The sequence below is a fragment of the Martinezella dioscoreae genome (assembly GCF_009176305.1).
Lineage (GTDB): Bacteria > Pseudomonadota > Alphaproteobacteria > Rhizobiales > Rhizobiaceae > Rhizobium > Rhizobium dioscoreae.
Map to the genome: position 1 here is coordinate 66,179 of NZ_BLAJ01000009.1, position 23,212 is coordinate 89,390.

Here is a 23,212-nt window from a genome sequence, read left to right on the forward strand (position 1 = left end):
GTGGAAAACGGCCGAGTTTTCCACATTTGGAATTTTCGAGAGGAGGCTTTCACGGCGGCTGTGGGCAATGTGGATAAGATCGACAACACCTCGCTCATCCCCGACTTGTCCCCAGAAGACGAAAAGCCGAATTTCTCCTCAACCTCCTCAAAAGATTGAAAAATCACCTCTCTTATCCACATATTGGCTTGCGATCTCGAAATCTCTCCAAATTTATGCGCGAGGCGCGACAAATTGGACAGGCAAGGGATGAACTTTAATCCTTGCTACTCACCGACTCTAAGAAATAGAAACCTTTCAATATATGTTTGGTTTTATATAGGACGACGTCTGTGACTGATGAACGCCGGAAGATCATGCGGGTCTTGAGCGGAGAAACGCTCACCCCTCCCCCGCTCTGGCTGATGAGACAGGCAGGCCGTTATCTACCTGAATATCGTGAAACGCGTGCGAAGGCGGGAAGCTTTCTCGATCTCTGTTATTCGCCGGATCACGCCGTCGAGGTGACGCTGCAGCCGATCCGCCGTTATGGCTTTGATGCGGCCATTCTCTTTTCCGATATTCTCGTCATCCCCGATGCGCTGAAGCGGAATGTGCGTTTCACCGAAGGACATGGGCCGGAAATGGACCCGATCGACGAGACGGGCATCATGGCTTTGAAACCGGAGGGCATCACGGCGTATCTGGAGCCTGTCATGGAGACGGTGCGCCGGCTGCGGCAGGACTTGCCTCAGGAAACCACGCTTCTCGGCTTCTGCGGCGCTCCTTGGACCGTTGCGACCTATATGATCGCCGGACACGGCACGCCGGATCAGGCCCCTGCGCGGCTATTTGCCTATCGCTATCCCAAGGCCTTCGAACATCTGCTGATGCTGCTTGCCGACATATCAGCCGATTATCTCGTGGCGCAAATCGATGCCGGTGCGGATGCCGTGCAGATCTTCGATTCCTGGGCCGGTGTGCTTGGTGAGAAGGAATTCGAGGCTTTCGCCATCAAGCCGGTCGCAAAGATGATCGCGTCGATCAAGTCGCGGCGGCCACAGGCTCGGATCATCGCCTTCGCCAAGGGTGCGGGCTATCTCTTGAAAACCTATCGGCAGAAGACGGGCGCCGATGCGATCGGCCTCGACTGGTCGGTGCCTTTGGCCTTTGCTCGGGAACTGCAGAAGGATGGACCGGTGCAGGGTAATCTCGATCCGATGCGCGTGGTTGCCGGCGGCAAGGCTTTGGATGATGGTATCGACGATATCCTGCAGCAGCTCGGAAATGGCCCACTGATTTTCAATCTCGGGCATGGGATCACGCCCCAGGCCGATCCGGCCAATGTGGCGGCGCTGGTCGAACGTGTGCGGGGATGGAGGAAGTGATGACGGTGGAAAAGCAGACGGATTCCGCGGCGGGCCAGAAGGCCGGACGACGGGCCTATTTCATGATCCTGATCTTTGCGGTGCTGGCGATCGGTCTGTTCGCCTGGCATCCGGCCGATCTCTATCTCTGGATCAAGGCGCTGCACATCATCGCCGTCATCTCGTGGATGGCCGGCATGTTCTATCTGCCTCGGCTATTTGTTTATCACACCGATGCCGCGCCCGGCTCGCAGCAATCCGAGACCTTTAAGGTGATGGAGCAGCGTCTGCTGCGCTATATCATCAACCCGGCGATGATTCTGACCTGGATTTTCGGGCTTTATCTGGCCTGGTCGGTCTATGATTTCCAGGGCGGCTGGCTGCATGCCAAGATCGGGCTTGTCTTGATCCTCTCGGGCGTTCATGGCCATTTCAGTGCTGCGGTGCGTGCCTTTGCTCGCGACCAGAACAAGCATTCTGCCCGATACTGGCGTGTCATGAACGAGGCGCCGACGCTTCTGATGATCGCGATCGTCATTCTCGTGGTCGTCAAGCCGTTTGCATGAGGCGGGACTGTATTAGGGGCGACGTAAAATTTCTTTCATTTTGCGGCCCCCCCTTGCGGTTCAGAAAGTGAGTCGCTATTTTCCCGCCATCTTCTCTTCGTGGCATGTATCCATTCTGTCGCCCGCGAGCGCCCCTATCGCGGTTCTGAATACGAGCAACATTGCCTTCCCCCTCCAAAAAAATGAGTAATTCCCTTCATGGCTGAAATGAAGCTTCAGGAACTGAAAAATAAATCCCCGACCGATCTTCTGGCCTTTGCCGAATCGCTCGAGGTGGAAAACGCCAGCACGATGCGCAAACAGGAATTGATGTTTGCGATCCTGAAGGTGCTGGCGAGCCAAGACGTAGAAATCATCGGCGAGGGCGTCGTCGAGGTTCTGCAGGATGGCTTCGGTTTCTTGCGTTCCGCGAATGCTAATTATCTTCCCGGTCCGGACGATATCTATATTTCCCCCTCCCAGATCCGCCGCTTCTCGTTGAAGACGGGCGACACAGTCGAGGGACCGATCCGCGGACCGAAAGAAGGCGAGCGCTATTTCGCGCTGCTGAAAGTCAACACCATCAATTTCGACGATCCGGAAAAGATCCGTCACAAGGTTCACTTCGACAATCTGACGCCGCTCTATCCGAACGAGCGTTTCCGTATGGAACTCGACGTTCCCACCTCGAAGGATCTGTCGCCCCGCGTGATCGATCTCGTGGCGCCGCTCGGCAAGGGCCAGCGCGGCCTGATCGTCGCCCCGCCGCGTACGGGTAAAACCGTCCTGCTGCAGAACATCGCCCATTCCATCACCGCCAATCATCCGGATTGTTATCTGATCGTTCTCTTAATCGACGAGCGTCCGGAAGAAGTGACTGACATGCAGCGCTCCGTGCGCGGCGAAGTCATCTCGTCGACCTTCGACGAGCCGGCCGTGCGCCACGTCCAGGTTGCCGAAATGGTCATCGAGAAGGCTAAGCGTCTGGTCGAGCATGGCCGTGACGTCGTCATCCTGCTCGACTCCATCACCCGCCTTGGCCGCGCCTATAACACCGTGGTCCCCTCTTCCGGTAAGGTTCTGACCGGTGGTGTGGACGCCAACGCCCTGCAGCGTCCGAAGCGCTTCTTCGGCGCTGCGCGTAATATTGAAGAAGGCGGTTCGCTGACGATTATTGCGACGGCGCTGATCGATACCGGCAGCCGTATGGACGAAGTGATCTTCGAAGAATTCAAGGGCACCGGTAACTCGGAAATCGTGCTCGACCGCAAGGTTGCCGATAAGCGCATCTTCCCGGCTATGGATATCCTCAAGTCCGGTACGCGCAAGGAAGACCTGCTGGTGCCGCGCCAGGATCTGCAGAAGATCTTCGTTCTTCGCCGTATCCTCGCGCCGATGGGCACGACCGACGCGATCGAGTTCCTGATCGACAAGCTCAAGCAGACAAAGAACAACCCGGATTTCTTCGATTCGATGAATACGTAATCCTTAGCCGGATTCGTCATATTGCCGCTTTAGCGGTGCTTCCATGGTGTTATGATCGGGCTGCGAATTGCAGCCCGATTTTGTTTTGCGGGATCGAATGTCGAGATGAAGGGTCGCTCGGCAATCGATTCGGATGCGGATCAATCTTATGTTGACGATGAACGAGACGATCTATGCTTTGTCCAGCGGCGGTCTACCGGCCGGCGTTGCTGTGATCCGTATCAGCGGAAATCAGGCGCTCCGTGTTGCCGAATCCCTTGCCGGTACGCTGCCGCAGCCGAGGCAGGCCGCGCTGAGAACGATTCGGACTCGTAACGGTCTGGTGATAGACCGCGGCCTTGTCCTGATTTTTCCTGGTCCAGCCTCTTTTACGGGCGAAGATTGCGTTGAGATTCATGTCCACGGCGGTAAAGCAGTGGTGAACGCGCTTCTGAAAGAGCTCTCGACCTTCGAGCATTGCCGAATGGCGGAACATGGCGAGTTTTCGCGACGCGCACTCGAGAATGGAAAGATGGATCTGGTGGAGGTGGAAGGCCTTGCCGATCTCATTGGCGCGGAAACGGAGATGCAGCGCCGGCTTGCGCTGGAGCATGCGGCCGGCGGGCTGTCGGGCCTCTATAACGGTTGGGCCGACAGGCTGACGCGGGCACGCGCCCTGATCGAGGCGGAACTCGATTTCGCCGATGAAGACGATGTGCCTGGTTCGGTCTCCGATATGGTATGGGCCGATATGAAGCGGCTGCGTCTTGAAATTTCCGGCCATCTCGCAGGCGCCGATCTCGGCGAGATCATCCGGGATGGCTTGAAGGTGGTCATTGCAGGCGCGCCAAATGCTGGCAAGTCCAGTCTCATGAATGCCTTGGCAAAGCGCGAGGTGGCGATCGTCACCGATATCGCCGGCACGACCCGTGACGTATTGCATGTCGATCTGAATATCGAAGGGTATGCCGTTAAGCTTTATGATACGGCTGGGTTGCGGGATACGGATGAGGTGGTGGAGCGTGAGGGCATTCGTCGGGCACTGCGGACGGTTGCGGATGCGGACCTTGTTCTGTCTCTGGCCGAGATTGGCGGTGAGGCACAGCGGAGTTTTCCGGGTTTTGCCGGCAAGGTCCTGACTGTCGGTACGAAAGCCGATATTCACGCCGAGAAAACCAATCAATATGATTTGCTGATCTCCTCGACCACCGGCTCAGGCCTGACGGAATTGCATAACCTTCTGCGGCAGGATCTGCAGGCCCGTTCCGGGGCGCTATCCCTCGCTTTGCCGAGTCGGCTGCGTCATCGCACCCTGCTTGCAGAGAGCCTTGATGCAATTGAGGCTGCACTAGGTTCGGAAGATCGCGGCCTGGATATCAGAGCCGAATACCTAAGACAGGCGGCCACAAGCCTTGGACGTATCACCGGCCGCGTCGATGTGGAAGATTTGCTGGACGTGATCTTCTCAGAATTCTGCATAGGAAAATGATTCACGTGAAACAGAGAGTCATATACTCTTACTCTCACCAGACGTTTCACGTGAAACCTTCTTGACTCCTGAAATTGGTGTGCCAAACAAGCGGCACGACCGAGGGACCTGATGATGTTCGATAAAGCGTATGATGTGATCGTTGTGGGTGGCGGGCATGCGGGCAGCGAGGCTGCGGCTGCGGCCGCACGCCTCGGTGCGCGCACGGCATTGATAACACATAAGCGCGACACGATCGGCGTCATGTCCTGCAATCCCGCCATTGGCGGTCTCGGCAAAGGCCACCTGGTCCGGGAAATTGACGCTCTCGACGGCTTAATGGGCCGTGTCGCGGATGCTGCCGGCATCCAGTTCCGTATGCTCAACCGCAAGAAGGGTCCCGCCGTACGCGGTCCGCGCACTCAGGCGGACCGCAAGCTCTATCGTCTGGCCATGCAGGCGGAAATCCGCGCAATCGACAATCTTGATGTTATCGAAGGCGATGCTTTCGATCTTACCTTCGAGCACGGCAGGGTGGCCGCGGTAATCCTGAAGGACGGGCGAGCCATCCACTGCGGCGCCGTTGTTCTGACCACAGGCACTTTTCTTCGCGGTCTCATTCATATCGGCGACAAGAAGATCCCGGCGGGCCGTGTTGGCGAAGAGCCTTCGCTTGGGCTTTCTGCCACATTGCTGCGACACGGCCTTGCTCTGGGGCGATTGAAAACTGGAACACCTGCTCGCCTCGACGGAACGACCATCGATTGGAATTCCGTCGGACGTCAGGGGGCGGACGAAGATCCAACACCCTTCTCATTTATGACCGATTCCATCGTGAATCCGCAGATTGAATGCGGGGTAACCCGAACCACGCCGGAAACCCACAGGATCATTGCCGAAAACCTGAAGCGCTCGGCAATGTATTCTGGTCAGATTGAAGGTGTCGGACCGCGCTATTGCCCGTCGATAGAAGACAAGATCGTCAAATTCGGCGAACGGGACGGTCATCAAATCTTCCTTGAGCCGGAGGGATTGGATGACAGCACGGTCTATCCAAACGGCATATCGACCTCCCTACCCGAGGATGTTCAAGATGAATTCATCAAGACCATTCCGGGTCTGGAACGAGTTCGCGTTCTCCAGCACGCCTATGCCATCGAGTATGACCACGTCGATCCGCGCGAATTGAAGCTGTCCCTCGAAGTGGAAAAGATTCCGGGACTTTTCCTAGCGGGCCAGATCAACGGCACGACGGGCTATGAGGAAGCTGGGGCCCAAGGTCTCGTCGCCGGGCTGAATGCCGCGCGTCTCGCCAGCAGTGGCAAAGCCATCGAGTTCAGCCGAACGGAATCCTATATCGGTGTGATGATCGACGATTTGACCTCTCGGGGTGTGGCGGAGCCGTATCGTATGTTCACGTCCCGTGCGGAATATCGCTTGTCGCTCCGCGCTGACAATGCTGACGTCCGCCTTACGCCCGTCGGACTGGCCTTGGGCTGCGTCGGTTTCAGCCGTGCAGCGCGTTTCGGCCAATATGTAAAGAGGCTTGAACAGACGCGTGACCAGCTGAGAAGCCTAACCGTAACACCGAACGAAGCCGAAAAGGCAGGTATGCATCTTAACAAGGACGGTCAGCGGCGTTCGGCCTATGAGCTTCTTTCTCATCCTGGTCAATCCGTAGAGAACCTGTCGCGCCTATGGCCGGAATTGCGGTCCATCGAGCGTAACGTAGCTGAAGCCATCGAGATCGAGGCGGCTTATGCCGTCTATATGGATCGCCAGACAGCCGATATCGTTCAGGCCCGCAGGGAAGAAGAGCGCGTCATTCCGGCGGAATTTGATTTTTCGGTTCTTTCAGGGTTGTCCAATGAGCTGAAACAGAAGCTGGAAGCAGCGCGGCCGAAGAATATCGCCCAGGCCTCGCGAATCGACGGGATGACGCCGGCGGCTATCTCTTTGTTATTGGCTTATTTGAGGAAAATGAGCGTGCCGGAAGACCAGAAGCTCGTTTCCTGACAATACTACAAGGTTAGAGAGTCCGTAGCATGGAATTGAACGGTGTGCGTGTTTCACGTGAAACACAGGAACGGTTGCAGCATTTTGCGCAGCTCTTCCAGAAATGGGCGAAGACCATCAACCTTGTTGCGCCATCCACGATTGACGATCTCTGGCGCCGTCACATCGCGGATAGTGCGCAGATTTTCCAGCTGCATCCGGCGACGGATCATTGGGTCGATTTGGGGAGTGGTGGTGGATTTCCCGGTGTGATAACGGCAATCCTGCTGGCGGAAAAAGGTGCGGGGCACGTCGATCTGGTTGAAAGCAATCAGAAAAAAGCTGCTTTTCTGCGTGTCTGCCTGCGGGAATGCGCGGCCCGGGGCGCTGTTCATGCCACTCGCATCGAAGAGGCACCGGCAGCGATCCAGACCTGCGACGTTATCTCAGCGCGGGCTCTTGCGGAGCTTGAAATCTTGCTGGACTACGCAGCCCCCTGGCTCGAGCGCAACGAAAATCTGCGCCTCTTCCTGCACAAAGGCCGGGATTACGAACGCGAGCTGCAGAAAGCCCGTGGTCGTTGGCAATTCGATCTGGTAAAACATCAGAGTGTCGTTGAGCGAGATTCCGTCATTCTGGAGCTTAGTCGCCTTCGACGCCTGAATTAACCATAATTGGATGTGCGGCAGATGATCGGCGAGCGAAACCGGATTATTACCATCGCAAATCAAAAGGGCGGCGTCGGCAAGACCACGACCGCGATCAATCTGGCGACAGCTCTTGCCGCCATTGGTGAGCGCGTCCTGATTGTCGATCTCGATCCCCAAGGCAATGCCAGCACGGGGTTGGGCATAGAGCGGCGTGACCGCAAGCTGTCTTCCTACGATCTATTGGTGGGTAGCCACGGGATCATGGATACGGTTCAGGAGACGGCCGTTCCGAATCTCTTCATCGTGCCATCGACCATGGATCTGCTTGGTGTTGAGATGGAGATCGCGCAGCAACCGGACCGCGTTTTCAAGCTGCGGCGCGCGCTGAATGCGTCGGACGCCCTCGCCTTTTCCTATATTCTGGTGGACTGCCCGCCTTCCTTTAACCTTCTGACGATGAATGCAATGGCCGCGGCGCATTCTGTTTTAGTGCCTTTACAGTGCGAATTTTTCGCCCTGGAAGGCCTTAGCCAGCTGCTGGAGACGGTCGATCAGGTAAGGCGCACGGTCAACCCGTCCCTCGATATCCAGGGAATCGTCTTGACCATGTTCGATTCCCGCAACAATCTAGCGCAGCAGGTTGTCACCGATGTACGGACTCATCTTGGCGAGAAGGTCTACCATACGTTGATTCCACGCAACGTTCGCGTGTCCGAGGCGCCGTCCTACGGCAAGCCCGCCATTCTTTACGACCTGAAGTGCGCGGGCAGCCAGGCCTATCTGCAGCTCGCTTCGGAAGTAATCCAAAGAGAGCGGCAGCGAAAAGCTGCCGCCTGATATGACGTAGTATTTGTTCCAGAGTGAGTATCGGCGATGAATGATGATCTTTCGAAGCGGCGTCTCGGGCGCGGACTGGCGGCTCTCATCGGTGAGATGGATCAGCCGACGCCCGTGGATGCCGGCAGACCGGCCGTCAATCCCGATCGGCTGGTGCCGATCGAATTCATCAGCCGCAATCCACGTAATCCTCGCCGCTATTTCGACGAGACCGAGCTGCATGATCTCGCCAGCTCCATTCGCCAGCACGGCATCGTGCAGCCGGTCGTGGTCCGCACCATTTCTTCCGATCGGTATGAGATCATTGCCGGTGAACGGCGCTGGCGAGCGGCACAGCTTGCGGGTCTGATCGAAATTCCAGTGATCGTTCGCGACGTCGATGATAAGACCGCGCTTGAGATCGCCATTGTCGAGAATGTGCAACGCGCGGACCTCAATCCTTTGGAAGAGGCGCTCGGTTACGAGCAACTGATCGCAGAACACGGCTATACACAAAACGATCTTGGCGAAATCATCGGCAAGAGCCGCAGCCATGTCGCCAACTCTCTGCGTCTGTTGAAGCTTCCTGACCAGGTACGCGATATGCTTGCCGCAGGCTCGCTTTCCGCCGGCCATGCCCGCGCTCTCGTTTCGACCTCCGATCCGACCGCGCTGGCGCGAACTGTTGTTTCCAAGGGCTTGTCAGTTCGCGATGCCGAACGTCTCGCGCAAAATGACATCAAGGCTCAGAACGACCCCCGCCCCGCTGGCGTACGCAGGGATGAGAAGGATTCCGATACGCTGGCGCTCGAGCGTACGCTGTCTGACACGCTAGGTCTCGATGTTTCCATCAATCATCGCGGCAATGGTGGCCAGGTGAAGATCAGCTATAAGACGCTGGAACAACTCGAGGAAATTTGCCGGCTTCTGGAGCGCCGCTAAGACGGCTCTGCTCTGTATGGAACGTCAAATGGTTCCCGCTGTTTGCTTCTCCACAATTGTGCGGAAGGTTACTATAGTCCTGTAAAAACAATGGGATAGGCTGCGGCGTCCGGATGGCGGATGCCTGTCCAAGTCCGTTTCCCGTGAAACATCAGGCTCTGCGTGCCGACTGCAATGTGGTCGCAAGCAGGGTTTGTGTTGCGATTGTGTCTTCGAGGCTCGCACGCTGGCGTGTCTGGAGAATGGCGGATTGCAGCCTGTTCATCTCGCGGGCGATCGCAGGGCCCGACCAGGTCTTGAGGGCCTGTTCAATGATCGGCTTACGCCTGAAATGCAGATGGCGCCCATGTGTCTGCATGACCTGTGCCGGGGCAACGCGCTTTTCATCCATTTCGGCTCGCATCGTATCGAGCATCTGAAATTGCCGGAGGCAGCTCTGCAGCACGAGAAACATCGGAGTTTTGGAGGAGGCGATCTTTTGCATGGCATGCAGAAAGGCCTCGGAATCCCCCTTCAAGATGGCATCGACGGCATCGTCAGTGGAAATCGCGCTGGCATCGCCGATGATCTCCATGACATGGTTCTCTTCGATTGTGCCCTGCCCGCGGCAGTAAAGCGCCAGTTTGCGCACCTCGTTTCGAGAGGCGATCCGGTCGCCGCCCAGAAGCTCGAGTAATGCCTGGCGGGCTGCGGGGGCGATGCGCAACCCTTCATTTGCCAGTTCCGTATCGATCAGACCATTCAGCGCTCTGGCATCGTCGGCATAGCAGGGAATGGTTGCGACCGAGCGCGTCGGTTCCGCCACTTTGCGCAGACCTGCGCCCTTCTTCAGATCGCCGGCTTCAATGATGACGAAGCTTGCCTCCGGCGGGCTTTCGGCAATGATCTGCAGCGAATCGACCAATGCTTTTTCATTGGCGGCGCCGCGAATCCAGACGAGCTTTTCGCCGCCGAACAAACCGATGGCGTTGACTTCGTCGAGCAGGCGACCCGCATCGTTCTGCAGGTCACCGACATCGAGTTTGATGAGGGAAAAGGCATCATTGAGATCGACGCCGGTCCTGGCGGCAATCTGTGCGGCACGTTCGGAAACGAGGCCGCGATCCGGGCCGTAGATTACGAAGACCCGATAATTGCGCGCGGCGTTTTGCAGGAATCCATCAAATTCGTGAGACTTGATCTCTGCCATGCCGCGCTCTTTATCAGCGGCTGAGTGCGGCAGCGATATCGGCTGCGACCATCTCGGAGACTTCGCGGGCAGCACGGTCTTCCGAATCACGAATTGCGCGCTGCTTGGCGAATTCCTGCGTGGGGAAATCGACCAGCGACGTCACCGAACGGCTGCCGGACTTGATGACCTTGCCGGTGCCGATCTCCCTCAATGTGAACGAGACGGTCACAGTCGTGCGGCCTGCGGCCGACGTGCTCGAAGACGGAAGATAAAGCACACCGCCAGTACCGGAGCTGACGCTCAGATCGACATTGTATTTCGGCGTCTTGGTCTCGCCTGCGCCACGCCCCGCAATGAAGATCAGCTGATTGCGCACCTGTAGACCGACGCGCGAGCCAACGTCGGAGAAGGAAACCTCCGACAGCTTCTGCGTGACGCCAGTCCTGACGGCATAGAGCGGCCGAACCTGGCAGGCCGACAGAAGGCTGGCAACGGCCACAAGAGACGCAACGCCGGCGATGCGGGCGAATTTGAAAAGACTATCAGACGACAATGTTTACGATCCTCTGTGGAACGACGATGATCTTCTTTGGCGCCTGACCATTCAATGCGCTCGTAACGGCATCCAGGGCGAGCACGGCTTGCTGCACGGCATTCTGATCTGCATCGCGCGCGATTGTCAATTCGGCGCGCTTCTTGCCATTGATCTGAACGGGATAGATGATCTCGTTCTCGATGACGAGAGCTTCGTCATAGACCGGCCATGGGCTAGTCGCGACCATATGCGTGTTGCCGAGGGCGGCCGAACATTCCTCGGCCAGGTGAGGCGTGATCGGTGCAACCAAAGCAATCAGGATCTCGACGGCTTCGCGGACGGCAGAACGATAGGCGCCATCCGCCTGGCCGGCGGCCACTTTCGTCAGCGGTGCCGCCAGCGCATTGACGAATTCATAGATGCGCGCCACGGCCTTGTTGAAGGCGAGCTTGTCGTAATCACCCTGAACGGCCTTCAGCGTGCGATGGGCTATCTGCGAAATCGCCAGTGCCTCGCCTTCCTTAGCTGGAGTCGATTCGGCCGCTTTCAGGGCGTCGGCGGCTTCGGACACCAGACGCCACATGCGCTGCGTGAAACGATGCGCGCCCTCGACACCAGCTTCCGACCAGATGACGTCGCGATCGGGCGGCGAATCGGAGAGTACGAAGAAGCGTGCCGTATCGGCACCATATGAGGCGATGATATCGTCGGGATCGACGACATTCTTCTTCGATTTCGACATCTTTTCGATCGAGCCGATGGCGATGTCCTCGCCCGTCGACAGCAGGGTCGCGCGGCGCTGGCCGTCCACTTCCTCGATCTTGATATCGGCTGGGGACACCCATTCGCGCGTGAGGCCGCTTCCGCGGCTATAGGTTTCGTGCACGACCATGCCCTGCGTGAACAGGCCCTTGAAGGGTTCTTTCACGTCAAGATGTCCGGTCTCGCGCATGGCGCGGGTAAAGAAGCGCGAATAGAGCAGGTGCAGGATCGCGTGCTCGATGCCGCCGATATACTGGTCGACAGGCAGCCAATGATTGGCGGCCTTGGGATCCGTCGGCTGGCTTTCCCAGGGGGCGGTGAAGCGCGCGAAATACCAGCTCGAATCGACGAAGGTGTCCATCGTGTCGGTTTCACGACGGGCGTCCTTGCCGCATTGCGGACAGGCGACATGCCGCCAAGTCGCGTGGCGATCGAGCGGGTTGCCCGGCTGATCGAAGGTCACGTCGTCGGGCAGCCTGACCGGCAGATCCTTCTTCGGCACCGGCAGCACGCCGCAATCATCGCAGTGGATAACCGGGATCGGGCAGCCCCAATAGCGTTGACGGGAGATGCCCCAGTCGCGCAGGCGGAAATTCACCTTGCGCTCGGCCTGCGGTGCATTGCCGAGGCTGGTCTCGGAGAGCTTCGTTGCTACGGTTTCGAAGGCTTCGTCGGTGCTCATGCCGTCGAGGAAACGGGAATTGATCATCACGCCGTCGCCGTCATACGCGACATCGCCGACGGTGAAGCTCGCCGCATCGCCATCGGCAGGCATGACGACGGGAACGACCGGCAAGCCGTACTTGCGGGCGAAATCCAGATCGCGCTGGTCGCCGGACGGGCAGCCGAAGATGGCGCCCGTGCCATAGTCCATCAGCACGAAATTGGCGATGTAGACGGGCAGTTCCCAGGATGGGTCGAAGGGGTGGCGGACGCGGATGCCGGTGTCCATACCCTTCTTCTCGGCCGTCTCCAGGGCTGCCAGCGAGGTGCCAGCGCGACGGCATTCCTCACAGAAGGCCTCGATGGCCGGATCCTTGGCCGCCGCTTCCTTGGCGAGCGGATGGTCGGCCGAGATCGCCAGGAAGGAGGCGCCGAACAGCGTATCCGGACGGGTCGTGTAGACGGTGATTTCGCGATCGCTATTGGGAGCTGTTTCCGGCACAATTTCCCAGCGAACGCTCAAGCCCTCGGAGCGGCCGATCCAGTTCTTTTGCATCAGCCGCACTTTTTCCGGCCAATGATCCAGCGTATCCAGGGCATCCAGCAGTTCCTGGCTGAACTCGGTGATCTTGAAGAACCACTGCGTCAGCTCGCGCTGCTCGACGAGCGCGCCGGAACGCCAGCCGCGCCCGTCGATGACCTGCTCATTGGCGAGAACGGTGTTATCGACCGGGTCCCAGTTGACCTTGGACTTCTTGCGGTAGACCAGGCCCTTTTCCATCATGTCGATGAAGAGCATCTGCTGGCGATGATAATAATCGACATCGCAGGTCGCGAACTCGCGGCTCCAGTCCAGCGAGAGGCCCATGGCCTTCAGCTGGGTGCGCATCGAGGCGATGTTCTGGTAGGTCCATTCCTTCGGATGCACCTTGTTGTCGCGCGCTGCGTTTTCCGCCGGCATGCCGAAGGCGTCCCAGCCCATCGGATGCAGCACGTTATAGCCGCGGGCACGCTTGTAGCGCGCAACGACATCGCCCATGGCGTAGTTGCGCACATGGCCCATGTGGATGCGGCCTGACGGATAGGGAAACATTTCTAGAACGTAGTACTTCTCACGCGGATCGGCATTGTCTGTCACGAAGACCTTTTCTTCGTTCCATTTTTCCTGCCAGCGGGGCTCGGCGTCGCGCGGATTATAACGTTCGCTAGTCATCTGTTCTTGTATTCCGGAAAATCATGGGGATTAAGGCGTGACCTTCACCACGAAACCACCCAAGCGTCAAGTTTAGCAGGTGCAGCAAGTGCCTTATCTTGCAAAGCAAAGCCGGATTCGGGTGCATTCGCCCTTGGCAAAGCCTGCGAGCCTCATTACTGCAAAGTTTGAGAAGCAAGCCAAATATCGAGGCGAAAAGATGGAACTTCAAGAGCGCCTGAACGAAGTCCGTTCCCATATCGCAGCCGCCGAGCGTCAGGCCGGCCGAGCTCCCGGCTCGGTGCAGCTCGTTGCCGTTTCCAAGACGTTCGCTGCCGATCAGATCCGGCCCGCCATTTCGGCCGGCCAGCGCGTGTTCGGCGAAAACCGCGTGCAGGAAAGCCAGGGCAAGTGGCCGGAATTGAAGGCGGAGACGCCCGGGATCGAGCTGCATCTGATCGGGCCGCTGCAATCGAACAAGGCCGCAGATGCGGTGGCGCTGTTCGATGTCATCGAGACCATCGACCGGGAAAAGATCGCGCGCGCTGTCGCCGACGAGATGAAGCGGCAGGGCAAGACACTGAGGCTTTATGTGCAGGTCAACACCGGGCTAGAACCGCAAAAGGCCGGGCTCGCGCCCGATGATACCCTCGCTTTCGTCGAGCTGTGCCGCAAGGAGCTTCGGCTTTCGATCGAGGGCCTGATGTGCATTCCGCCGGCGGAGGAAAATCCGGGGCCGCATTTTGCCCTGCTGGCCAAGCTTGCCAAGCAGGCCGGTGTCGAAAAGCTCTCCATGGGCATGTCCAGCGACTACGAGATCGCCGTCGCTTTCGGCGCGACAAGCGTCCGGGTCGGCTCGGCGATTTTTGGGGCGCGGTAGTTCTGCCGAAAACAAAAGGTGCGGAAGGCCTTGGTGTGTGGAGCACAGGACTGGCTCGGATTGGAGATTTGACGGAATCCCTCGGTGCCTGGAGATGGCAATCATGGAATTGTCCTCTCAACGCCTGCTGGGAGACGACGTCTACAATGCTCTCCGACAAACAAAAAAAGCCCCGGTTTGGCCGGGGCTTTGCATTCTTATCCGCTATGCCGGATCTCAGAACTGATCGTCGTCCTCGTCGTCGCGGCTGGTCGACTTCAGCGACTTCAGCTTGGCGAAAACAGCGTCGGCGTCGATTTCCTTTTCCTTCTCTTCTTCGCGATCGTAGCTGAAGCCGAGCTTTTCGGTTTCCTGAGCCGGCTGCAGGGTTGCGCCGAGTTCGGCGGCGGTCGGCAGCGGACGGCCCTTTGATGCCTTTTCGACTTCCATGTCGAGGTCGATCTGGCTGCAGAGGCCGAGCGTGACCGGATCCATCGGCGTCAGGTTGGCCGAGTTCCAGTGCGTGCGGTCGCGAATCTGCTCGATGGTCGACTTGGTGGTGCCGACGAGGCGTGAAATCTGCGCATCCTTCAGTTCAGGATGATTGCGCACCAGCCAGAGGATAGCGTTCGGACGGTCCTGACGCTTGGAGACCGGCGTGTAACGCGGGCCGCGGCGCTTGGATTCCGGCACGCGAACCTTTGGCTCGGAAAGCTTCAGCTTATGGTTCGGGTTGGCTTCAGCACGGGCGATTTCATCGCGGGTCAGCTGGCCGGTCGAGATCGGGTCGAGGCCCTTGATGCCCTGCGCTGCTTCGCCATCGGCAATAGCCTTCACTTCGAGCGGATGCAGCTTGCAGAACTGCGCGATCTGGTCGAATGACAAGGCCGTATTGTCGACAAGCCAGATGGCGGTTGCCTTCGGCATGAGCAATTGTTGAGCCATGGATATAGTCCTTCTGTCAGTCCGCGCCGGTGTCGCGGTCCGGGGTGTAACACCACATTGTCCGGGAAATACGGCCCTATATAGCGATAGTGTCGCGGAATTGCAATTCTTTGCGCATGAAATGCACTTTGTCCAATTGCTGTCGTAGTTTGACCTGCTATTTATTGCGCGGAAAGAGCACTCGCGGTTACAAAATCGGCGTGCGAGGATTTGAGGAGGAAACAATGTCGGAGAAGATCCATCCCGTGACGAAACCGGTCAAGGCGCGCGCCCTGATCGACAAGGCGAAGTACCAGAAATGGTATGAGCAGAGCGTCGAGGATCCCGACAAGTTCTGGGGCAAGCACGGCAAGCGCATCGACTGGTTCAAGCCCTATACCAAGGTCAAGAATACGTCCTTTACCGGCAAGGTCTCGATCAAGTGGTTCGAGGATGGCGTCACCAACGTTTCCTATAATTGCATTGACCGGCATCTGAAGAAGCATGGCGATCGCGTCGCCTTCATCTGGGAAGGCGACAACCCCTATATCGACAAGAAGATCACTTATAACGAGCTCTACGAGCAGGTCTGCCGGCTGGCGAATGTGCTGAAGAAGCACGGCGTCAAGAAGGGCGACCGCGTCACCATCTACATGCCGATGATCCCGGAAGCCGCCTATGCGATGCTGGCCTGTGCCCGTATCGGCGCAGTGCATTCGGTCGTCTTCGGCGGCTTCTCGCCGGAAGCGCTCGCCGGCCGTATAGTCGATTGCGCCTCGACCGTCGTCATCACCTGCGATGAAGGTGTCCGCGGCGGCAAGTCCATCCCGCTGAAGGAAAACACCGATAAGGCCATTCAGATCGCCGCCAAGCAGAAGGTCGCGGTCAAGACCGTCATCGCCGTGCGGCGCACCGGCGGCAAGGTTGCTTGGGAGCCCGGCCGCGATGTCTGGTATCACGAGGAAACCGCCAAGGTGAAGGCGGAGTGCCCGCCGGCAAAGATGAAGGCGGAAGACCCGCTCTTCATCCTTTACACGTCAGGTTCCACGGGCAAGCCGAAGGGCGTGCTGCACACGACGGCCGGCTACCTCGTTTACGCGGCGATGACGCACGAATACACGTTCGACTATCATCCCGGCGATATCTATTGGTGCACGGCCGATGTCGGCTGGGTGACCGGCCATTCCTATATCGTCTACGGGCCGCTCGCCAATGCAGCGACCTCGCTGATGTTCGAAGGCGTGCCGAACCACCCGGATCAGGGCCGTTTCTGGGACGTCATCGACAAGCACGAGGTCAATATCTTCTATACTGCGCCGACGGCGATCCGCTCGCTGATGGGCGCCGGCGATCATTTCGTCAAGCGTGCCTCGCGCTCCAGCCTGCGCGTCCTTGGCACCGTCGGCGAGCCTATCAATCCCGAAGCCTGGGAATGGTATTACAAGGTGGTCGGCGACAGCCGCTGCCCGATCGTCGATACGTGGTGGCAGACGGAAACGGGCGGCCACATGATCACACCGCTTCCGGGCGCGACCGATCTGAAGGCCGGTTCGGCGACGCTGCCCTTCTTCGGCGTGCAGCCGCAGCTGGTCGACAATGAAGGCAACGTGCTGGAAGGGCCGGCCGACGGCAATCTCGTCATCGCCGACAGCTGGCCCGGCCAGATGCGCACCGTCTATGGCGACCATGAGCGCTTCATCCAGACCTATTTCTCCACCTACAAGGGCAAGTACTTCACGGGCGACGGCTGCCGTCGCGACGAGGACGGCTATTACTGGATCACCGGTCGCGTCGACGACGTGCTCAACGTCTCCGGTCACCGCCTCGGCACGGCAGAAGTGGAATCGGCGCTCGTATCCCACAAGCATGTCTCGGAGGCGGCCGTCGTCGGCTATCCGCACTCCATCAAGGGCCAGGGCATCTATTGCTACGTGACGCTGATGGTCGGGATGGAAGGCACTGAAGCGCTGCGACAGGAACTGATAAAGCATGTCCGCGCCGAAATCGGCCCGATCGCCTCACCGGACAAGATCCAGTTTACCCCTGGCCTGCCGAAAACACGCTCCGGCAAGATCATGCGCCGCATCCTGCGCAAGATCGCCGAAGATGATTTCGGCGCGCTTGGCGATACTTCGACGCTCGCCGATCCTGCTGTCGTCGACGATCTGATCGCTAACAGGCAGAACAAGGCGGATGCGGCGTAGGTTGAGCCAGGGGCACTGAGTCATTTGACATTAGGCGAGAGCTTGGCTCTCGCCTAAATCTTTCATCTTGCAGTGCTGAAAAAAGCAACTGCCATTTGAGCAACATAGTTGTGCACGTTTTCTCGCACCAAGCCAGCAACATCGGTAAAGACAGCTGGTGCGGCCTTCAGGCCTTGCGGCGTGGGTTCAGGCAAAAACGTATAATGGCCCACCCCGCCGCCCATGATTTCAAGGGAGCTCGAGCGCACATTCTCGTGGAGCCATGTGCAGCATTCGTGGGCCGGCGCTATGACATCCGCATCGCCGCCAACGACCTGAACTGGTGCTGTTATTTCCTCGAGACTTTCCTTGGAAAAGCCGAGAACCGACCGACCTGGCGCGATCGCCAAAGCGGCTTTTAATCGATCATCCCTAAAACTGTCCCGTCGTCGATTCCATGATTCCAGGAATATCTCATCTTGGAGAAGCGAGGGAATGTGATCCGCCAAATGAGGGAATTCTCTCGGTCCTCGTATCGGGCTCTTCTGAGGGTTATCCGGTTCGAACTGAGAGTACGCAACGCGCGCGCCGACGAGCAGCATCGCGGTATAGGCGCCGGCGGAGAAACCCGCGACGTAGGCATGCTTTTCGATAGCCCCGCCCAAAACCTCTCTCCAGTCATTGGCATCGAGCAAGGCGGTCAGATCGGCCGCCCGCTCCCAGAGACAGAGAAATCCCTCAGCTCTGTAAGGTTCTGAACCTGTGTGGCCGTGATGATCGATGCCCAGGGCCACAAAGCCGGCCTGCGCCAGGCGATGTCCGAGCCATTCCAGGCCAATGGCAAGGCCGCCCGATCCGTGAGACAGCAACACCAGGGAGCGCGGATCGGTGGATTTCTTCATCGGCGCGTTGGGCGCGACCGGCTTTTGCTTGAACCAGGACGGCGAGGGTGCGATTTCGACTGCATCATCATTGGCCGGATACCACGCGCACCAAGCCAAAGGGCGGTGGCCCGTCCGGCTCCAGTTTGCGCGTTTCCTATCAAGGGACAGACCTTGAGAGAAACCTACAGGCATTATTCTCTCATCGAATTACGGCTAACCTAAACTCAAAAATCGATCGCACGGCCGTTGATTTCCCAGTCGCCGAAGCGTGCGGGGTCGGCGCCGCCGCGGCCGCCGATTTCGGGGGGAAGTTCGGCCTGTGCTTGAGCTTCCTGCGCCTTGCGGCGCTCTTCTGCTTCGGCGAGGGCGCGCTTGGCCGCGGGTGAGAGCGGCTTGCGGGTGATTTCACCGGCTTCGGTGTCGAGTCTATTGTCGTTATCTGCGGTTTGCATGGTCTCGCGCGACCTCCGAAATATTGAAATGGAGGGAGGAATAGCCAAATCATAGTGCGTCCGGCCGCAAAGAAAAAGGTTCGGACTGCCGATCGTGTTGGAGACCCCTCGATGAATCTCATGCGTACTGCCATGCTGCTTGCCTTCATGACCGCGCTCTTCATGGGCGTCGGCTATCTGATCGGCGGCCAATCGGGCATGCTGATCGCATTGGTCGCCGCCGCCGGCATGAATTTCTTTTCCTACTGGAATTCCGACCGCATGGTGCTGTCCACCTATGGTGCGCAGGAGGTCGATGAGCGAAGCGCGCCGGAATTCTACCGCATCGTTCGCGATCTCGCCCGCAATGCCGGCCTGCCTATGCCGAAGGTTTATCTTTATGACAGCCCGCAGCCGAATGCTTTCGCGACGGGCCGTAATCCGGAAAATGCCGCTGTCGCTGCCTCCACCGGCCTGCTGCACGCGCTGACGCCGGAGGAGGTGGCCGGTGTGATGGCGCACGAGCTTGCCCACGTGCAGAACCGCGACACGCTGACGATGACGATCACAGCGACGCTTGCCGGTGCTATTTCCATGCTCGGCAATTTCGCTTTCTTCTTCGGCGGCCGCCGCGACAACAACAATCCGCTCGGCATGATCGGTGTCCTTGTCGCGATGATCGTTGCCCCCCTGGCCGCCATGCTGGTGCAGATGGCGATCAGCCGCACGCGCGAATATTCTGCCGACCGCCGCGGCGCGGAAATCTGCGGCAATCCGCTTTGGCTTGCCTCCGCGCTCGGCAAGATCGCCCGCGGCGCGGCGCATATTCCGAACGAAGAGGCTGAAGGCCATCCGGCGACGGCGCATATGTTCATCATCAATCCGCTCTCAGGCGAGCGCATGGACAATCTGTTTTCCACCCATCCGAACACGGAAAACCGCATCGCCGCGCTGCATGACATGGCCCGTTACGGTGGCGGCGGTGCTTCGCCGATGACACCGTCTTCTGGCCCATCTTCGGGCTTTGGCTCGACGGGACCGTCCTTCACTGCTAATCCGGGGCGCAAATCGCGCTCCGTGCCGAATACGGGTCGCGGTGGTTCGCAACCGCCGAAGGGTCCCTGGTCTTGAGTTCTGACACGAAAAACAAAGCTTCCGATAGAGATGGAAAACGATCGGGCAAGCGGCCTCAGCAATCGCGGCCGCTTGATTCGTTTCCACTCAAGCCCGGCCTTGCGGCCCGCGCGGCGGCGTCGAAGATCCTGGGGGCCGTGTTAGACCGCAAGACGCCGCTCGACGGCATGCTGGATGCCGAAGGCGGCAGCGCCGCCTATACGACACTTAGCGATAGCGACCGTGCGCTGGTACGCGCTATCTTGAACAGCGCGCTGCGCCACCTGCCGCGCATCGAGGCGGCGATCTCGTCGCTGCTCGATTCGCCGCTGCCGGAGGGCGCCCGTGCCCTGCATCATGTCCTCGTCGTTGGTGCGACCCAGATCCTCTATCTCGACGTGCCGGATCATTCCGCTGTCGATCTTGCAGTGGAGCAGGCCAATCGCGATCCCCGCAATCGCCGCTTCGCCAAGCTGGTCAACGCCATTCTCCGCCGCATCGGTCGCGAGAAGCAGGCAATCCTTGAGCGGGTTGCGAACGTGCCGGCCATGCCCGCCTGGTTCCTGTCCCGCCTGGAAGCGGCCTATGGCGCGCCAGCCGCGCGCAAAATTTCCGACACGCAGCTTGAGCCGGCCGCTATCGATCTCACCGTGAAATCCGATGCCGAGGGCTGGGCGAAGCGGTTGAACGGCGTGGTGCTGCCGACCGGCGGCGTGCGGCTTGCCGCCTTCGAAGGTTCCATTCCCTCTCTCGAAGGTTTCGATGAGGGTGAGTGGTGGGTTCAGGATGCTGCCGCCAGCATTCCAGCAAAACTTTTCGGTTCGCTGGCCGGCAAGCGGGTGGTGGATCTCTGCGCAGCACCTGGCGGCAAGACGGCGCAACTCATTCTCGCCGGCGCTAAGGTCACGGCTCTCGATCAATCCGCCAATCGCCTGAAGAGGCTGTCCGGCAATCTGGCACGGCTTGGCTTCGAAGCAGAAACCGTCGTTGCCGATATGAGCAAATATCAACCCGACGAACTTTTCGATGCGGCTCTTCTCGATGCCCCCTGCTCCTCCACGGGAACGACGCGCCGCCATCCGGACGTGCTGTGGACCAAGGGACCGGAGGATATCGCCAAGCTGGCCGCCCTGCAGGAACGCCTGCTTCGCCATGCCCTGACCTTGGTCAAGCCGGGCGGTGTGGTGGTCTTCTCCAATTGCTCGCTCGATCCCGAAGAGGGTGAGGATCTGGTTGCACGCCTGCTTGCCGATACTGGCAATGTCGAGCGCGTGCCGATCGCATCAGGCGATTGGCCGGGTCTGGAAACGGCGATTTCGCCGCTTGGAGCCTTCCGCACCACGCCGGACATGCTGCCGCTTTCCGATGGCGTCGCCTCCGGCCTCGACGGCTTCTTTGCCGTCGTGCTTCGCCGCACGCATTAGTCCCCACCTCGAATCGTTTTTACCGGCCGGTTAAAAAACCGGCAAACATGTCTTTAATTGGTATATCTGTAACCTCTTTTTAACCACGGGTAATGAGAGTAAGCAGAAGCAAATATGCAGATCTGCGGCAGGGTTTAGTGAGTTCATACATGCGGGAAGCATGGCGGCGGATGTCGCGCCGCGCGGCGTTGACGCGATTGCGTCTTACCCGCCACACGATGCGTGTGCCGGAGCGCCTGATCGTGGCACCGACCGATCTGCGCAGCGTCGATCCCTTTTTCGTCGAGGAGCTTCTGAACGGCCGCATTCTGCTCGCCGGGCGCGTTCTGGAAACACAAGGTGCATCGCCCTTCTCACTGGAGCTGCCGTCGCTTGCGTTTGCCGCCAGGCTGCATAATTTTCGCTGGCTGCGGCATTTACGGGCGGAAAAGAGCGATCAGGCCTCGGCCATGGCGCGATCGATCCTCACAGACTGGATTGCCGTCCACGGCCGCCGGCTGCATGGCCTTGCCTGGTCACCCGATATAGCGGCGCAGCGGCTGATCGCGCTTCTGTCGCATTCGCCCGTACTTTTGCAGGGCACGGATAGCGGTTTCTACCGCCGCTTCATGCGCATGCTCGTCTTCCATGTGCGCTTTCTGCGTCGGATCGTTGCGTCCTCGCCTGACGGCATCACCCGGTTCCGTGTGCGCATCGCGCTTGCCGTGGCCTCGGTCGCCATGCCGAGCAGTTCCCTCACGCTGAAACGGGCCGGTCAGGCGCTCGACCGGGAGATCGACCGGCAAATCCTGCAGGATGGCGGCCATATCTCCCGCAATCCGCGGGCGTCACTGGAATTGCTGCTCGATCTGCTGCCGCTGCGCCAGACCTATGTCAATCTCGGCCATGACGTACCGATCCGGCTCATCCCCGGCATCGACCGCATGTATCCGGCGCTGCGTTTCTTCCGCCATCAGGATGGCGATCTGGCGCTGTTCAACGGTGCGACCTCGACGCTTGCCAACGAGCTGATGTCGGTGCTGCGCTATGACGAGACGGCCGGCCAGACCTTCAAGGCACTACCGCACACGAAATATCATCGTTTGGCCGCCGGCTCGGCCGTCGTCATCGTTGATGCCGGCTCTGCTGGCTCCGTCGATCTCAGCCGCACGGCGCATGCCGGCTGTCTTTCCTTCGAGATGTCGTCTGGCAAGTCGCGCTTCATCATCAATTCCGGCGCGCCTGAATTTGCGGGTGACCGCTTCATGCAGGCGGCGCGGGCGACTGCGGCGCATTCGACCGTCACGCTCAACGACACCTCGTCCTGTCAGTTCTCCAAATCGAAATCGCTTGGGCCGATCATGGTCAGCGGCGTCAAGAAGGTCATCGTCGAGCGCGCCGAGACCGAAGACGGGCGAGACTATGTCCGTGCCGCGCATGACGGCTATCTCTCCGCCTTCGGCTACGTCCATGAGCGCGAGATCAGTCTGAATGCCAGCGGCACGATCGTCGCCGGCCGCGACCGGTTCTTCGTGCCGGAGGGCAAGAAGCATCAGCCGAAGGGTGAGGGCATTGCTTCTGCCCGTTTTCACATTCACCCCTCCATCAGCCTGCTGCAGACCGAGACGGATGCCGCGCTGCTGATCGCCCCGGATGGAGAGACCTGGATCTTCTCCTCCCCCGGTAACGAGGTGCTGGTCGCGGAAGATATCTTCTTTGCCGATCCCTCAGGCATGCGCTCCTCCGATCAGCTTGAGATTGTCTTCCGGATCACGGAAAAGCCGGAAATCCGCTGGTTTTTATCGCATCGGCCATAGGCTAAGCGCGTGAGCTATGCTAACGGGGCGGCATTATCCGTCCCGCACC

19 protein-coding genes are annotated in these 23,212 nt (G+C 59.1%); 13 read left to right on the top strand and 6 right to left on the bottom strand.

Annotation, left to right across the window (positions count from 1 at the left end):
- Positions 1-332 precede the first annotated feature (332 nt).
- The 8 genes from hemE to GDN47_RS26055 all read left to right on the top strand — a co-directional run bounded on the left by hemE (position 333) and on the right by GDN47_RS26055 (position 9,226).
- Positions 333-1,367, top strand: a complete 1,035-nt coding sequence (gene hemE / locus GDN47_RS26020) for a uroporphyrinogen decarboxylase (RefSeq protein ID WP_152094567.1) — start codon at positions 333-335, stop codon at positions 1,365-1,367.
- Entirely contained in the window at positions 1,367-1,912 is a 546-nt protein-coding gene (gene hemJ, locus GDN47_RS26025) for a protoporphyrinogen oxidase HemJ (RefSeq protein WP_173002571.1), read from the top strand. The genes hemE and hemJ overlap by 1 nt, the downstream gene beginning before the upstream one ends.
- Positions 1,913-2,110: 198 nt before the next feature.
- Positions 2,111-3,376, top strand: coding sequence for a transcription termination factor Rho (gene rho / locus GDN47_RS26030; RefSeq protein WP_004127423.1), 1,266 nt, complete (start codon positions 2,111-2,113; stop codon positions 3,374-3,376).
- A gap of 148 nt (positions 3,377-3,524) precedes the next feature.
- Positions 3,525-4,844 carry a tRNA uridine-5-carboxymethylaminomethyl(34) synthesis GTPase MnmE gene (mnmE, locus tag GDN47_RS26035; RefSeq protein WP_173002572.1) on the top strand — a complete coding sequence of 440 codons (1,320 nt, stop codon included), beginning with the start codon at positions 3,525-3,527 and terminating at the stop codon, positions 4,842-4,844.
- Between the two features lie 114 nt (positions 4,845-4,958).
- Positions 4,959-6,839 (top strand): tRNA uridine-5-carboxymethylaminomethyl(34) synthesis enzyme MnmG, encoded by a 1,881-nt coding sequence (gene mnmG / locus GDN47_RS26040; protein WP_152094569.1) that lies wholly within the window; start codon positions 4,959-4,961, stop codon positions 6,837-6,839.
- Between the two features lie 29 nt (positions 6,840-6,868).
- Positions 6,869-7,486, top strand: coding sequence for a 16S rRNA (guanine(527)-N(7))-methyltransferase RsmG (gene rsmG, locus GDN47_RS26045; RefSeq protein ID WP_152094570.1), 618 nt, complete (start codon positions 6,869-6,871; stop codon positions 7,484-7,486).
- A gap of 21 nt (positions 7,487-7,507) precedes the next feature.
- The gene (locus tag GDN47_RS26050) at positions 7,508-8,305 is read left to right on the top strand and encodes a ParA family protein (protein ID WP_075853352.1); all 798 of its coding nucleotides are present in this window, start codon (positions 7,508-7,510) and stop codon (positions 8,303-8,305) included.
- A gap of 36 nt (positions 8,306-8,341) precedes the next feature.
- Positions 8,342-9,226 (top strand): ParB/RepB/Spo0J family partition protein, encoded by an 885-nt coding sequence (locus GDN47_RS26055; protein WP_152094571.1) that lies wholly within the window; start codon positions 8,342-8,344, stop codon positions 9,224-9,226.
- A 151-nt stretch (positions 9,227-9,377) separates the two neighbouring features.
- On the opposite strand, the gene holA is transcribed toward GDN47_RS26055, so the two are convergent.
- The 3 genes from holA to leuS are packed head-to-tail and all read right to left on the bottom strand — an operon-like array spanning position 9,378 to position 13,570.
- Entirely contained in the window at positions 9,378-10,415 is a 1,038-nt protein-coding gene (holA, locus tag GDN47_RS26060) for a DNA polymerase III subunit delta (protein WP_113352849.1), read from the bottom strand.
- 13 nt (positions 10,416-10,428) lie between these two features.
- The gene (lptE, locus tag GDN47_RS26065) at positions 10,429-10,950 is read right to left on the bottom strand and encodes an LPS assembly lipoprotein LptE (RefSeq protein ID WP_152094572.1); all 522 of its coding nucleotides are present in this window, start codon (positions 10,948-10,950) and stop codon (positions 10,429-10,431) included.
- A complete protein-coding gene (gene leuS / locus GDN47_RS26070) occupies positions 10,940-13,570 on the bottom strand; it encodes a leucine--tRNA ligase (RefSeq protein WP_152094573.1) in 2,631 nt (876 codons plus the stop codon). The genes lptE and leuS overlap by 11 nt, the downstream gene beginning before the upstream one ends.
- A 199-nt stretch (positions 13,571-13,769) precedes the next feature.
- Here leuS and GDN47_RS26075 point away from each other — a divergent pair, with 199 nt between their 5' ends.
- Positions 13,770-14,429 (top strand): YggS family pyridoxal phosphate-dependent enzyme, encoded by a 660-nt coding sequence (locus tag GDN47_RS26075; RefSeq protein WP_113352909.1) that lies wholly within the window; start codon positions 13,770-13,772, stop codon positions 14,427-14,429.
- Positions 14,430-14,645: 216 nt separating this feature from the next.
- On the opposite strand, the gene GDN47_RS26080 is transcribed toward GDN47_RS26075, so the two are convergent.
- Positions 14,646-15,353 (bottom strand): DUF1013 domain-containing protein, encoded by a 708-nt coding sequence (locus GDN47_RS26080; RefSeq protein ID WP_095433387.1) that lies wholly within the window; start codon positions 15,351-15,353, stop codon positions 14,646-14,648.
- Positions 15,354-15,577: 224 nt separating this feature from the next.
- On the opposite strand from GDN47_RS26080, the gene acs reads away from it, so the two are divergent.
- Entirely contained in the window at positions 15,578-17,536 is a 1,959-nt protein-coding gene (gene acs, locus GDN47_RS26085; RefSeq protein WP_152094574.1) for an acetate--CoA ligase, read from the top strand.
- A gap of 62 nt (positions 17,537-17,598) precedes the next feature.
- Here acs and GDN47_RS26090 read toward each other — a convergent pair whose 3' ends face one another.
- Both GDN47_RS26090 and GDN47_RS26095 read right to left on the bottom strand, forming a co-directional pair.
- A complete protein-coding gene (locus tag GDN47_RS26090; protein WP_152094575.1) occupies positions 17,599-18,591 on the bottom strand; it encodes an alpha/beta hydrolase family protein in 993 nt (330 codons plus the stop codon).
- A 32-nt stretch (positions 18,592-18,623) separates the two neighbouring features.
- The gene (locus tag GDN47_RS26095) at positions 18,624-18,851 is read right to left on the bottom strand and encodes a DUF1674 domain-containing protein (RefSeq protein WP_069613897.1); all 228 of its coding nucleotides are present in this window, start codon (positions 18,849-18,851) and stop codon (positions 18,624-18,626) included.
- 111 nt (positions 18,852-18,962) lie between these two features.
- Here GDN47_RS26095 and htpX point away from each other — a divergent pair, with 111 nt between their 5' ends.
- From htpX to GDN47_RS26110, 3 genes are all read left to right on the top strand, one after another.
- Entirely contained in the window at positions 18,963-19,961 is a 999-nt protein-coding gene (gene htpX, locus GDN47_RS26100; protein WP_152094576.1) for a zinc metalloprotease HtpX, read from the top strand.
- Positions 19,958-21,367, top strand: a complete 1,410-nt coding sequence (locus GDN47_RS26105) for an RsmB/NOP family class I SAM-dependent RNA methyltransferase (RefSeq protein ID WP_152094577.1) — start codon at positions 19,958-19,960, stop codon at positions 21,365-21,367. Before htpX ends, GDN47_RS26105 begins: the two co-directional genes overlap by 4 nt.
- A gap of 149 nt (positions 21,368-21,516) precedes the next feature.
- Positions 21,517-23,163, top strand: coding sequence for a heparinase II/III family protein (locus tag GDN47_RS26110; RefSeq protein WP_233790141.1), 1,647 nt, complete (start codon positions 21,517-21,519; stop codon positions 23,161-23,163).
- The last annotated feature ends 49 nt before the right edge of the window (positions 23,164-23,212 follow it).